Here is a 13,817-nt window from a genome sequence, read left to right on the forward strand (position 1 = left end):
TGATCTTGAATTAACTGTCAGTGATGACGGTGTAGGTATTCCAGAAGATTTTGATATAGAACAAACGGATACAATGGGATTGCACTTGGTCAAAGTATTAGAAGGGCATCAGCTTAATGGAAAAATTGATTTAGATCGAACAGGTGGAACTCAATTTAACATCAAGTTCAAAAGAACAGCTTATAAACCGAGGATATAGAGCCATGGAAAAAGCACAAGTCTTGATAGTGGAAGATGACGGTATTATCGCAATGGACTTAGAGAGCCGTGTGAAGGGTTTTGGATATTCCGTGCCTGGAATAGTCTCCCTATGGAGAGGATGCCATTAAAAAGGTGGAAGAGTGTAAGCCTGATTTGGTTTTCATGGATATTGTGCTTAAAGGGGAGATAGACGGGATTGAAGCGGCTGATCAAATACGCACCCGATTTAATATTCCGATTGTATTCGTCACAGCTCATATGGATGAAGACAGGCTCGAACGGGCAAAGCTTGCACTGCCCTTTGGATATGTCCTTTTCTCTACGGTATCAGATGCAATTATTATTTATGATATAAACTCACACGAGATTGTGGATGTAGATGATGCTGCCTGTGAGTGGTATGGATATAGTCATGAAGAATTTTGCAAACTAAGGGTTGTAAAATTCATTTGCCAAAATAAAAATGGGTCGACGATTTCTCGCAACCCATTGAATTTGTTGTGGTGATCCCAGGTGGAATCGAAGCCCCATTACCGGCTTGATAAGCCTGTAGCCCAAATTTTTTATGTTCACGTTTTAACCGTCTTCGAATGCCACCAAGCCAGGGGTAAGACGATTAATCCTTTTTGTCAGGATTTTGGGATTTTGATATTTACCGAATGATGGCAGGTATCGGTAACGAGGCGGCTCACGGAACGCAAGACTACGAACGGCCCTTGTGCAGCCGCAGGCTGTAGCTAATCGGGTGGATTGCAATGTTGGATTTTCTGTCATCAATAGTGCTTGTCAATCAATACTGGCCATGTTAGTATTACCGTATTACATTAATACTTATTCAGGAGAAAACAATGCAAACAGCTACAAGCAAACTCACAAAGAAATATCAAGCAACTGTACCTGAAGTTGTAAGAAAAAAACTGAAGCTCAATGCTGGTGATGTAATCGCTTTCGAGATTGAGAATGATACCGTCAAACTAAGAAAAGCAAGACCTGTTGATATTGAGTTTAGCTCAGCCCTTGTTCCCACACTAAGTGAATGGGAATCACAGAATGATGAGGAAGCATACAATGATTTATGAACCATTTGATGTCGTTGTTGTACCATTCCCGTTTACAGATTCTTCCAAAGCAAAAAGAAGGCCTGCCCTCGTATTATCTCAAACAACATATTTTGGAAAGATTATCGAACATACTATATTGGCGATGATAACGAGTCAAAAGAACGAACCTTGGCCATTAGATATTTTTATCAAAAACAAAAAATCATCTGGTTTGGCGGCACCATCTGTTGTAAGAATGAAATTGTTCACGCTTGATAATAGGTTTATTCTCAGAAAAATAGGTCATTTATCAAAAGCCGACCAGACCCGAGTCAAACAAAGCCTTTTAAAGATATTCGATTATCTCAATTAATGAAATCGAATGCGCAGGTGAACAGCAGCGACTTTGAGACTTAAAATTAAAGCCTATTTATCCCAGGTTCCGGAAACAAATTGAATAAGTCAATTTTATCAGACAGTTGTTAATCAAGATTCTGCGACTACACCTTGCATGAAAGCCTTATTTTCGCAGAGTCGAAGCAACATGAGACAAACCAATTTTTGTTAATAACCTTTCCGTACTTTGACTTGGGGGACGTTCGAACGTGTTTTACCAATGCACTTTCTGCACAGCTGTCCCGCATCTCGGCGTATCTTGCTATTGAAAATCCTTTTATCAGCGAAGCAACGTCAGATCATCAATGAAGCCTGGCACGCTTTTCTCTGAGACCTCACGGCCAGGGTTTTTTAATGAGGGTATAGAGCCTGACATTATGGCATCATTTCATCAAGCAAAAACACATCGATTTCTTTAATCCGTCGTAAATTCCTATCGTTTGTGATAAGCGTGCGGGCCGGATAGTACAGTGCGGTAGCCGCCTGGAACATGTCCGGTAGGGCGAGACCGTATTGCGCCCGCAGGGAGCCGGCCATAAAGCCGGTTTGAACGTCAAACGGCGACAATGAAACATTGGGGATATTTCGGATTGCGCTTCTGTATCGGTCGGCGACGGATAACTGTTTTTGTTTCAAGGGTTTGACCAGCAATTCGGCCGCGGTAATTGGGGTAACAATGCCCGAAAAAACACCATTGCTGATTTGATCAAAAATGTCTTCACATAACTCGGCGTAACCTGGATGATCTTCGAACAGGTAAATGAAAACCATGGTATCGATAACGACCCCCTGCCTTCCGGCTAAATTTTGTTTTGGGATCACGGTCTTTGTTCCCATTCCTGACGGAGTTTGGCAATATAATCCGTTGCGTCGGTTCCGTCTGCTACCTTTCGACCGATACCCTTTAAATTTGATGCCGAAAGCGGATAAATAACCAATCGATTGCCTTCGACAACTACGTCGACCTTGGAGTTCGGCTTAATATTTAGGTGTTTTCGCTCTTTCAGTGGTATAACCACCTGATATCTTGTACCAATAGTTGCCATCGTCATATTTCTATCCCTTTTGTCATATTTTTAATTCAAAATCATACATCTGCTTAGATGTACAGTCAAGTCTTTTATTCATTTTCGATAATCATTTCAGCGCACTTTAGCGGTTAAATCAAAGAGGCAGAATAAAGAAAGGGGATACATTTGTTGTATCCTCTTAGTTGTTTGTAGAGAGTGTTTTGGGTTTAAAGGCTATTTTCTACCTGACCATTCGTTATAGGCCATGGCCACGGTTCGATAAACCAGGTGGGCCAGTTTTGAAAACGGCAAAAATGCAAACAGGTTGAACACAAACACCAGATGGACAAAATACATGAAATACGTTAGGCCGGCCATACCCGCCATGCGGGTCATTTCGGTCAACATGCCGGTAAGTCCAAGTCCCAGGACAAGCCCTAAAAGGTACCAGTCCTTGTATGCGCTGGTCTGATCAGTTTTGGAAAGACGGTTCTTGATCATCAGAATGCTCCCGATAATAAGGGCCACACCGCTGACATTGGCCAGCCATTTTACCGGGTTCAACTGGGAATAGGGACCGTGGAGTTGCAGGCCGTAAAGGGCCACAAAAAACACATTGGTTACGATAAAAAGCCCTATAAATGATAAAAAGACCATCCAGTGGGCCACGTCACGGTCCTTATTTTCCGAGCATTCTGAAAATTTGTCCTGCTTTAGGATGGTCGGCAAAACACCAATCAAGGCCTTGCCCAGGCCGATATAATCGAGTTCCTGCTTGTCGGTCTTGCCTTCCAGGAGGGCGTTTTCATGAATGTCGCTGACAAATCGTTTCAGGCCCAGGGCGAAAACTACCACCACCCAGCCGGCCAGCGGTACGAAAATCATATCGACCAGCCAGGTTGAGAAGAACTTACTATGTGATATTCCATGTTCTCCCAACGGCGGTGAAAAATCGAGCAGACCGGTAATAAGACCCAGAACCAGAAATATCACCACGGGAATCCCCATAAGCAAAGGGAGCATCTTGGGATCATTGACCGCTTTACCAATGGCTTTGGGAGCAGCATACTCCGTGATGGCATAAGAGCGCACGGCTCCCAGCACTTCGCCCGGCTTGGCGCCGCGCGGACATTTAGTGGTACAATCTCCGCAGTTATGGCACAGCCATATATCCGGATTGCCTACCAGGCGGTCCTTTAATCCCCATGACGCCGCAATCATCTCTTTTCTGGGAAAGGGTTTGGTGTCCGGGGATATGGGGCAGACCACCGAACAGGTTGCGCATTGGAAGCACTTTTTCAGGGTGTCGCCCCCCAGCCCGACGATTTCCTTCACAAAGTTTACATCAGGCTCAATCAGGTATTTATCCCTCATAAGAATACCTCCTATTACTTAGAAACCCTTGAACGGGTTAGGGCCGAGCGCTTCCACCTCTTCCACAAAGTCGTTTATCATCTTGGGAAGTTTATCGTACTCGTCGATGGCAATCTGGAATTGCGTAATGCGTTCTTCTTCCAGGGCCAGGCTTGCCAGGGCTTCGCCGATCTTCTGGACTCTGATATCAGAAAGTTCGCTCCCCTTTATGAAATGGCATTGATAATCGTCGCCATGTTTGCAGCCCAGCAGGAAGGCCCCGTCCATGCCCTGGGCCAGGGCGTCTTTGATCCAGATCACGTTCATGGACCCCAGGCAACGGATCGGGATTAAGCGCACGTCGGCTGAATAGACAAGTCTGTTCAAACCGACAATATCGAGGGCCGGATAGGCATCGTTTTCGCATACAAACCCGACTATCCTAAAGGGGGGCTCGTAATAATCGTCTTCCGATGGTACTCCGATGGCTTTAACCATGGAAGCGACACTGTCGATATTGTAGTCGGCAAAGCCGATGATACGCTCGGGGCAAGACCCCATGCAAGTACCGCAGCGCCGGCAGCGCGCCGGATTCGGCTTGGGGGTTCCCTTTTCATCATCGTCCAAAGCGCCGAAGGGACACTCTTCGGTACAGCGTTTGCACTGGGTGCATCGTTGGAAAAAGAAGTCGGGAAAGGTCATATCGCCGGAGCGGGGGTGCACGGAAACGCCGCGGTTGATCGACTCAATGCACTGGATCGCTTTAAGGGCGGCACCGGTGGCGTCTTCCATCGATTCTTCCATGGTCATACTGCGCCGGATGCAGCCGGCCGCATAAATACCGGTTCTTTGAGTTTCATATGGAAAACAGATATAGTTCGAATCGCAATAGCTGTTGAAAAGATCGATATCACGAAAGGCCGGGCCCTGGCGGTAAGCCATGTTGACTACCGGATCATCCGCCGTTACCGGAACCATGCCGGTGGCCAGTACCACCAGATCGGCACTGACTTTGATTTTTTCTCCCAAAAGCGTATTGTCCGCTTCCACAATCATGCTGTCTCCGTTTTTAGAGACGCTGATGACTTCTCCCTTGGTCATAAAGATGCCTTCATCCTGCTGGATGCTTTTGTAAAAGTTTTCCGTCAATCCGGGTGTGCGGATATGCTGGTAGAAGATATAGGCCTTAGCGTCGTCGTAATCCTCGCGTACATATTTGGCCTGCTTCAGAGCCACCAGACTGGTAACCGAACCGGCGTATTCGAAATCGGCATCATCTTCGCCCTTGCCGGGGCTCTGGATAAAGGCCACTGCTTTAGCTTCTTTACCGTCCGACGGCCTGGTAATTTTGCCCTGGGCGGCGATTTCTTCAAACTGGTGGTTGGTGATAACATCCGGCAGCTCCCCGAAACCTAAATGGGCCAATTCATCGCCTTCGGGTTGATACGGCCGCCATCCGGCCGCCAGGATTACCGCTCCGAATTTTTCCCCGTCAGGGTCAAACTGCAAAATGTCGACCTTGCCCTCGTTATATTCCAGGTAACGTTTATGCTGCTGTTCAACATCCAGCTCTTTGCCGTTTTCATCGAACTTCATCTCTTCAGGCAGCGGATAGGGAACGTCAAACTCGATCTTTTCACCGGGCTTTTTAAGCGTCACGGTAAAATCCCCCGGCTCGCCGGCCAGACGGGCTACGATAGTTTCGGTTTTAACCGTAATATTGTCATAGGCTTCAAGCTCTTTGATCTTGCTTTCGATAACCGGCGGAACCAGATTTTCATAGGGATCTTCAGTGGGCAGCTGCTTACGGATTTTAGCCGCGTATCCGCCCAGAGATGATGCTTGTTCCACGACGGTAACATCGTAACCGGCTTTGGCCGCATCCATGGCAGCAGAAATACCGGTAATGCCGCCGCCGATAACCAGAATTTTTTTGCTCAGAGTTTCCAGTTTATACGGCTCCGGCAGGTCGATCTTCGCAACCTTGGCCATACTCATTTTTAGATAATCTTCAGCCAGCATCTGCAGGCGATCGAAGGATTCACCATCGTCTTTCTGGTCTTCGGTAAGCGCCGGGAATTCAGACCTAGGATGAGACCAGACCACCTGTTCCCTCAGGTTCACCCGGTCGACGATGCAGCCTTCGAAATTGAAGACATCATAATTGACCCGGCGGGAACAGGCAGCGATCATCAGCGTGTTAACGCCGTCGGCGGCGATATCTTTCTTGATCAGGTCAAGGCCTTCGGCTCCACAGAGAAACGGGTGAGTTTTAACTGAAAATCCTTCTTCTTCAGGTACGGCACACAGCTCTTTAATTACCAGGGCATCGCCGATGCCGCAGCCTGTGCAAATATAGACACCATATTTTTTATCCATGGATAACCTCCTGTTTCCTCACCAGGGTTTGAATCGCTTTAAGGGCCATGCCGGTTGCATTTTGATTGGATGTTACTACATCGGACGGCTTATGGGCGCATCCGGCTGCAAACATCCCGCCTTTTTCAAAGTCGTTGATGATAAAGCCGTCGGCGTTGTATTTCAGGTCGGCCGGCAGCTTGGCGGTGGCCGCTGTGGGCTGCATCCCGGTGGCCAGAACAGCCATTTCAACGGTTTGCGAAATCTTTTCGCCGGTGACGGCATTTTCGGCAACCACGGTGATATTGCCGGTGGCAGAATCTTCGCTGACTTCGGCGACCTTGCCTTTGATCAAAACGACGTTTTTATCTTCTTTAATCTTCTGATAAAACTTTTCATAGCGCCGGCCCGGAGCCCGGATATCGATGTAAAAGATGTACACCTTGGCCTCGGGGTACTGTTCCCGGATGTAGGTGGTCTGTTTCAAAGAGGCCATACAGCAGACATAGGAACAATACGGGAGATAATTTTCGTCTCTGGATCCGGCGCACTGAACAAAGGCAACACTTGCGGGTTCCTGGCCGTCCGACGGTCGGGTAATTTTTCCTTTGGTCGGCCCGTTGGGCGCCGCCAGCCGTTCCATCATCATGTTGGTGATGATGTTCGGGTACTGGCCGAACCCCAGGTTGTCGATTTTGCCGGCATCATAAGGCTCCCATCCGGTCGCCCACACAACGGCCCCCACCTTCAAGTTCTGCGTTTGGGCCGGCATGTCAAGATCAATGGCGTCGTACTTGCAGACCTGGGCGCATTCGCCGCATTCCGATCCCTTGCAGACAGCCGCATCGATAGCATATCGCATGGGAAAGGCCATTTCAAAGGGCCGGTAAATGGCTTTGGTTTTGTCCATGTTGAAATTATATTCATTATCTCTTTCAACCGGGCAGGCGTCGACGCAGTCGTTACATGCCGTGCAGTTTGCGTTAACCAGCCTGGGGCTCAGCGTCACGGTAACGTCATAGCTGCCGGGTGTTCCCTCAACCTTTTCGACTTCTCCCTGGGTCAGGACGGTTATTTTGGGATTGTCCTTAATCCTTCTAAAATTGATCTCCAGGCCGCAGGACGGAGGGCATAGCTTGGGAAAATATCGATTCAACTGTGCCACTCTTCCGCCCAGGTAAGGGTTTTTTTCGACCAAAAACACCTCGTATCCCACTTCGGCGGCTTCGATGGCCGTGGTCAACCCGCTGATTCCTCCTCCAACAACCAAAATGCTTCCGTTAGCAGGAGCTGTTTTGTCTTCTGTCATGCTATCCCTCCGTACATTATTAGTAATAATTTATAAATATTTCGCTCAATGTTGGTGTGGTAAATAAAAACCTCCAGGTGTCTGGCGACACCTGGAGGTATATCCGGCTAAATCACAGCCGATCGATTACGCATCAGGGATAATCTTGATGTAATCTTTCTTGAAGATATCCCAGGATTTTGCTTTGGGGTCGTATTTGGAGTTGACAAAACAGAACCAGTTCTCATCATCCTGGCCCGGATAGTCGGCCTGATAGTAGAATCCGGGATAACGGGTCTCTTTGCGGAACTGGATGTGGCGCAGATGAGACTCCACCGTCCAGATACGGTGTTCGATTTCCCAGACCCGCATCAGTTCGTGCAGGTCACCGGCCGCCAGCTTTTCGCAGTCTTCGCGCATCACCTGGAGCAGTTCCAAGACGATCTCCAGGTTTTTGCTGCTGGTCTGATAAAAGGTCGCCGTTCCGGCACCGTACTCATGGGTGGCCTTCATCAGCCGATAGGTCATCCCCTCGGGTTTGAGATAGTTGGGGTTGATATTGATGGCGGTGGTGTAGTCGCAATGCTCCAAGAACAGCCTGACCGGCTTGTATATCAGGTCGACCAGTTCTTCGGTGGACTGGCTGATGGTCGGTTTGAAGTCGGCATTGTCGCGCACGAACCTGGCCATGGACTTGGCGCACTGCCGCCCTTCGGCATGGGAACCGGAGGAGAACTTGTGACCGGATCCGCCCACACCGTCACCGGAAGTAAACAGGCCGTTAACCGTGGTCATGCGGTTGTAGACTTTGTCTTTGTAACGGATTTTGTATTCTTCGGGCACCCAGTCAAAATCAGGTCCGGAAACCCACAGGCCGCAGCAGCCGGAGTGAGACCCCAGCAGGTAGGGCTCGGTGGGTATAACTTCCGAATTTTTCTTGGCGGGTTCGGTGTTGGTGCCGCACCACAGGTTGGCCTGTCCGCAGGTCATATCCAGAAAGTTTTCCCAGGCCTCGGATTCGAGGGCCTTCATCTCGCGTTTGTCAAGCTTGGCACCCATTTCCTTAAGCGCCGTGACCGTATCCATCATGATGGGACCGCGGCCTTCTTTCATCTCAAAAATCATCAGGTGGTTCCGCAGGCAGGTCGGGGTGATAGCCGCGGTTCCGTAAGGTGCGTATTTTTCAAGTTCGGCTTGGGCCGCTTCGCCGGCCGCGTAATTTTCACCCAGGCCGTTGAGGGTTTTGGCCTTGAAGAGCAGGAACCAGGCCCCCACCGGGCCGTAACCATCTTTGTAACGGGCCGGGGTGAAACGGTTTTCCATCATGGTCAGCTCGGCACCGACCTTCATGCACATGGTATAGGTGGAGCCGGCGTTCCAGACCGGGTACCAGGCGCGGCCCTTACCTTCACCGACACTGCGGGGCTGATAAATGTTGACGGCGCCGCCGCAGGCCACCATCATGGTATTGCATTTGATGATGTAAATTTTGTTTTCGCGGACGGAAAAACCGACCGCACCGGCGATGCGGTTCTCTTCATGGGCGTCCAGAAGCAGTTCGACGATAAACACACGCTCCAGGATATTGTCTTCTCCCAGGGCCAGTTTGGCAGCTTCGGCCACAATGCGTTTATAGGACTCACCGTTGATCATGATCTGCCATTTTCCGGTACGCACGGGGGTGGCGCCGCCCTTCAAGGTGCCGATCTTCCGGCCCCTTTTGCCGTCCAGTTTCTTGCCTTCTTCCGACATTTTCCAGATCGGCAGACCCCACTCTTCAAACAGATAGACCGAGTCGTCCACGTGACAGCCCAGGTCAAAAACAAGGTCTTCACGGATGATGCCCATCAGGTCGTTGCGCACCATGCGGACATAGTCATCCGGCGTATTGTCACCCTGTACGGTTCCAATGTAAGTATTGATGGCTGAAAGCCCCTGGGCCACAGCCCCGCTGCGATCCAGAGCAGCTTTGTCCACCAGCAGAATCTTGGCGTCGTCCGCCGCCCATTTCTTGATCTCGAAAGCCGTTCCCGTGGCAGCCATGCCGCCGCCGACAATCAAGTAATCAACTTCGAGCTCTTCTACTTCCGGATTACTGACGGCTTTGGTTTCACCCTTGGGTTTATTCGGTAATGCCATGCTATCCTCCTTAAGCTAATATCGCAGTTGGTCAGTTTACTGAATCTTTGAAAAGCTTTAACCTGCTTAAACGGTTGCCAGCGGTTTGGGCAGTTCGCGACCGTCGGCCTCTTCGGTGCTAAGCAGTTCACTGTCAAGGTCCTTGCCTTTCAGATCCGGGTAAGCATTGGCGCTGCCTTCCGGGGTGGTGCGGATGGGGAACTTAAAGCGTTTGAGGGTGCCGTTTCTGAATTTACAGGTCCACATAATATCCTCAGTTCCCAGCATGGGCATAATACTGCTTCCCAGCGGCACAAAGTCGGCATAACCTCGTACTTCAATTGCCTGGGTGGGACAAATTTTGACGCATGAGAAACATTCCCAGCACTGATCCGGTTCCTGGTTGTAAGCCTTCATTTCATTGGGCTCCAGAACCATCAGATCGTTGGGACAAATGTACATGCAGGCGGTTTTGTCCCCACCTTTGCAGCCATCGCATTTTTCAGAAATTACAAAACTTGGCATTTAGTATACCTCCTGATTTTGCTTTGTAAAAAATTTCGGTATGTTAACCCCTAAAAAGAACTTTACGATACAACCTTCCAGTTTTTTGCACCTCCCTTCATAACTGTGGCCCAAGAAGCAACTTTTGGGCCGTCTAATTTTTTTTAACAGATCAACAAAAAATTCTATCCGGTTTTATCTATCTCACAAAACGTCGTGACTAAAATTTCCATAAATATATTCTTTAATATCAAGAAGATAGCTTGCCCATGCAAAGTCAAAGAATCTCATTATCAATTAACATTATGCTTGTCAAGAACTTTTGGACAAACCTAGTTCTTAAATATTAGGGTGTTTAAATGCATATTGGCCGCTAACGGTATCTTGATGACCGCATACGGGTTAAGCACTATATATTGTGCTGAAAAGCGTTCATATTCTTCAAAAATATTCAGGATATGAATGCCGTATAGCACTAAAAGCGACTGCCCTTTTGAAGCTCATGATACTATGTGGCACTATGGTAAGATTTCAAGACACTTAGGTACGGTTCTTAGGAATGCAGCATTTTAATGTTGACATAAAAAAGATGTATAATACATGATACTGGTTGCGGACCACGTGCAGCGCTTTTGCATCCGATCGGCATATCGCCCTTTACGAAAACGACATGACCTACGTAATGCAGTCACAATATTGTTTACAAAGACCCATTATATCCTCTATTCAGTAACCAAAGAGGGTGCGCAACCCGGAACATATTGAATTGGAAACTACATAGTGCTCAAATGTATTTATGGATGGACACTAACTAATCAGGGGAGATACCCATGAATATTAGAGAAACAGCCCAAGCGGCAAAAGCGGCATCGATTAAACTGGCCGCAACTGAATCGGAAACAAAGCAAAAAGCGCTGAAAACTATTGCAGAGGCGCTAAAGGCCAATTGTGAGGCCCTCGTCGCGGCCAACAGGGAAGACCTGCGGATAAGCGAGGAAAATGATCTGGCGGCGCCGCTGCTCAAGCGGCTCAAGTTTGACGAAGAAAAGATTGCGGATGTAATCGCCGGTATCGAAAGCTTAATTGGACTTCCTGATCCGGTCGGATACACCCTGTCTGCCATTGAAATGGGGGAAGGCCTTGAACTTTATAAGATGAGCTGTCCCATCGGCGTTGTCGGCGTTGTCTTCGAATCCCGCCCCGACGTACTGGTGCAAATTTCGACTCTGTGTCTAAAAAGCGGTAATGCCGTTTTGCTTAAAGGCGGTGCGGAAGCGGCCAACACCAACCGCATGCTGGCATCCGTCATTCACGAGGCCACCCGGCGGGCCGGTATTCCCGAAGGCTGGCTCCAGCTGCTCCAGACGCGTCAAGACGTCAATGACATGCTGAAACTCGACCAGTTCATCGATCTAATTATCCCGAGAGGCTCCAACGAATTCGTGCGCTATATCATGGATCATTCCCGGATTCCGGTGCTGGGCCATGCCGATGGAATCTGCCACGTTTACGTGGACGCCGATGCCGACCTGGACATGGCCGCGCGGATTGCCGTTGATGCCAAGTGTCAGTACGTAGCAGTCTGCAATGCCATGGAAACGCTGCTGGTACACGAGAAAGTCGCAGCAGATTTTCTGCCGGACTTGCAGCAAGCTCTGGAGGCACACGATGTTGAAATCCGGGGCTGCGCAATAACCCGGTCCGTTATAGATGTTGCCGAGGCCGAGGAAATAGACTGGAAAACGGAATATTTGGACACCATCCTTTCCGTTAAAGTCGTCGGCAGTCTTCAAGAGGCTCTCGACCACATCAACTTATACGGGTCCGGCCACACCGATGCTATTGTGACCGGCAAACCCGAATCAGCGGCAATGTTTATGGACCTGTGCGACTCCGGCAACGTCTTCTGGAACTGCAGCACGCGCTTTTCCGACGGTTTCCGTTACGGTCTCGGTGCCGAGGTGGGCATAAGTACCAACAAAATCCATGCTCGTGGCCCGGTCGGCCTCGAAGGATTGGTGATCTACAAGTGGAAACTGAAAGGCAGTGGTCAAGTGGTAGCCGATTACGCCAGCGGAAAGAAACAATTCACCCACCGTTCCCTGGATAGACCTTTCAGCATTTAGTAAGCGCCGGATTGCACAACAAATAGTAAAGAATCCTCCGATATGCAGGATCTTCGACCGGCCCGGGGAAACAGATTTTTCAAGGACTAAATATGCCTATGGACTGGCAAACAAAACCGACAGATCGCTTTATCCTCAAATGGATCAAGGTAAAGCTTTCAGCTCGTATTACCCCTAAATTGATTAAGTATAAATGGCTCTCTCCCTGGCAAATAACACTTTTCTCTGCTGCCGTCGGCTGTATCGCCGGTATCGTCTTTGCCACAGGACATGGCTTTTTGGCCGGCTGTATCGCTGTTGTCTCTCAAGTTTTAGATGGCGTCGACGGCCAATACGCACGCATTACCGGGAAACAAACCAAGGGCGGGGCTTTTTGGGATTCGGCACTTGATCGGTACTCTGACGGTTTCATGATAATAGGGCTCACAATTTATCTTCTTCGTCTGCCGATTCCGATGCCCCGGGAGTTATTGATCTTGCTGGGAGCGCTGGCCTTGATAGGAAGCAATCTTATCAGTTATTCAAGCGCTCGGGCGCAAACGCTGGATATTAACCTGGGCAAACCGACCCTGGCAAGCAAAGGCACCCGCTTCAGTGCTATGATTATCTGTGCTTTAGGCAGTGTGGTTTTGCCGGGCATGCCCGTAATAGCCCTCATTTATTTGGTTTTGCACACCAACTTGGTGATTATCCGGCGATTAAAAATGGCCCATAATCACAATGGTTGAAGAATTCGTAACAAGTGGATTCTTTACTAATCAGCCTTCATTCCTTTGATCTTTTCATCCTGTTCTTCAATCTGTTTTTTCTGATCTTTGATATGAACTTCGCGTGCAGCTATTTTGGCCCTGATTTTAACTTTATCGGCCTCAATTTTAAGTATTTTTGATTTAAGATCTGCTATGGTATCCAAGTTATCTTCTTTTTCTCCCAACCCTGCTCTATCGATGGCCTCCAATTTTTTTGTATCCAATAAAATTTGAGCTTTTTTACGATCTTTGCTTGCAAGGTCAAGATTATATCCAGCAAGTTTCAACTTTTGGATAGCCAGTTCCTTCTTCAGCTTGATCAGATGCTCTTTGTTCCGGTGAAACTTAAGAGCTGACTCTGCACTTGGAACACCTTCTTTCTGGTCTTCAGGAACCTGTTTATATAAGCTTGGGTCAACACCGGTTGTTAAAGTAGTTACCTTGGATGATATGGTGCTTTTGATATCCTGCGTAGTCTGACATCCAACGACAAAAGCAACCACAAGAATAATCATTAAATTAGTAAAACAAAAATTTTTCATTGTTACCTCCTTTAATAATATTGATGAATTCGTAAAAAGTCGAATTCATCAATATTTAGGTTTTTATAAGCCCAAGGCTTATTAAGTGTTAGGTTTTAGGTCATTGTTTTACGATTATTTGCAAATACTTAA

14 protein-coding genes are annotated in these 13,817 nt (G+C 48.2%); 6 read left to right on the forward strand and 8 right to left on the reverse strand.

Features of this window, described 5'->3' with window-relative positions; translation table 11 throughout:
- The 4 genes from V3S16_RS17880 to V3S16_RS17895 all read left to right on the forward strand — a co-directional run.
- Positions 1-199: hypothetical protein (locus tag V3S16_RS17880; protein WP_413887446.1), on the forward strand; the 199-nt coding region annotated here is incomplete at its 5' end.
- Between the two features lie 125 nt (positions 200-324).
- The gene (locus V3S16_RS17885; protein WP_413887472.1) at positions 325-708 is read left to right on the forward strand and encodes a response regulator; all 384 of its coding nucleotides are present in this window, start codon (positions 325-327) and stop codon (positions 706-708) included.
- A 341-nt stretch (positions 709-1,049) separates the two neighbouring features.
- Complete coding sequence (locus tag V3S16_RS17890; protein ID WP_413887448.1) at positions 1,050-1,280, forward strand: AbrB/MazE/SpoVT family DNA-binding domain-containing protein; 231 nt, start codon at positions 1,050-1,052, stop codon at positions 1,278-1,280.
- On the forward strand, positions 1,270-1,614 hold the full coding sequence (locus V3S16_RS17895) for a type II toxin-antitoxin system PemK/MazF family toxin (protein ID WP_413887450.1): 345 nt from the start codon (positions 1,270-1,272) through the stop codon (positions 1,612-1,614). The genes V3S16_RS17890 and V3S16_RS17895 overlap by 11 nt, the downstream gene beginning before the upstream one ends.
- 398 nt (positions 1,615-2,012) lie before the next feature.
- Here the strand turns inward: V3S16_RS17895 and V3S16_RS17900 are convergent, their stop codons facing one another.
- The 7 genes from V3S16_RS17900 to aprB all read right to left on the reverse strand — a co-directional run bounded on the left by V3S16_RS17900 (position 2,013) and on the right by aprB (position 10,289).
- Entirely contained in the window at positions 2,013-2,459 is a 447-nt protein-coding gene (locus V3S16_RS17900) for a type II toxin-antitoxin system VapC family toxin (protein ID WP_413887452.1), read from the reverse strand.
- Complete coding sequence (locus V3S16_RS17905) at positions 2,456-2,689, reverse strand: AbrB/MazE/SpoVT family DNA-binding domain-containing protein (RefSeq protein ID WP_413887454.1); 234 nt, start codon at positions 2,687-2,689, stop codon at positions 2,456-2,458. The genes V3S16_RS17900 and V3S16_RS17905 overlap by 4 nt, the downstream gene beginning before the upstream one ends.
- A 192-nt stretch (positions 2,690-2,881) precedes the next feature.
- Entirely contained in the window at positions 2,882-4,021 is a 1,140-nt protein-coding gene (gene qmoC / locus V3S16_RS17910; protein WP_413887456.1) for a quinone-interacting membrane-bound oxidoreductase complex subunit QmoC, read from the reverse strand.
- An 18-nt stretch (positions 4,022-4,039) separates the two neighbouring features.
- Positions 4,040-6,379, reverse strand: a complete 2,340-nt coding sequence (locus V3S16_RS17915; RefSeq protein ID WP_413887458.1) for an FAD-dependent oxidoreductase — start codon at positions 6,377-6,379, stop codon at positions 4,040-4,042.
- Positions 6,372-7,667, reverse strand: a complete 1,296-nt coding sequence (locus V3S16_RS17920) for an FAD-dependent oxidoreductase (RefSeq protein ID WP_413887460.1) — start codon at positions 7,665-7,667, stop codon at positions 6,372-6,374. The genes V3S16_RS17915 and V3S16_RS17920 overlap by 8 nt, the downstream gene beginning before the upstream one ends.
- Before the next feature lie 126 nt (positions 7,668-7,793).
- A complete protein-coding gene (gene aprA / locus V3S16_RS17925; protein ID WP_413887462.1) occupies positions 7,794-9,785 on the reverse strand; it encodes an adenylyl-sulfate reductase subunit alpha in 1,992 nt (663 codons plus the stop codon).
- A 66-nt stretch (positions 9,786-9,851) separates the two neighbouring features.
- A complete protein-coding gene (gene aprB / locus V3S16_RS17930) occupies positions 9,852-10,289 on the reverse strand; it encodes an adenylyl-sulfate reductase subunit beta (protein WP_413887464.1) in 438 nt (145 codons plus the stop codon).
- A gap of 809 nt (positions 10,290-11,098) precedes the next feature.
- Between aprB and V3S16_RS17935 the strand changes: the two genes are divergently transcribed.
- Both V3S16_RS17935 and V3S16_RS17940 read left to right on the forward strand, forming a co-directional pair.
- Positions 11,099-12,394: a glutamate-5-semialdehyde dehydrogenase gene (locus V3S16_RS17935; RefSeq protein WP_413887466.1), complete on the forward strand. Its 1,296-nt coding sequence runs from the start codon at positions 11,099-11,101 to the stop codon at positions 12,392-12,394.
- A gap of 98 nt (positions 12,395-12,492) precedes the next feature.
- Complete coding sequence (locus V3S16_RS17940) at positions 12,493-13,122, forward strand: CDP-alcohol phosphatidyltransferase family protein (protein WP_413887468.1); 630 nt, start codon at positions 12,493-12,495, stop codon at positions 13,120-13,122.
- A 26-nt stretch (positions 13,123-13,148) separates the two neighbouring features.
- Here the strand turns inward: V3S16_RS17940 and V3S16_RS17945 are convergent, their stop codons facing one another.
- Complete coding sequence (locus V3S16_RS17945; RefSeq protein ID WP_413887470.1) at positions 13,149-13,685, reverse strand: hypothetical protein; 537 nt, start codon at positions 13,683-13,685, stop codon at positions 13,149-13,151.
- Positions 13,686-13,817 lie beyond the last annotated feature (132 nt).

Origin of the sequence: Candidatus Desulfatibia sp. (genome assembly GCF_036446775.1) — a bacterium.
In the GTDB taxonomy this organism is placed as follows: Bacteria; Desulfobacterota; Desulfobacteria; order Desulfobacterales; family UBA11574; genus Desulfatibia_A.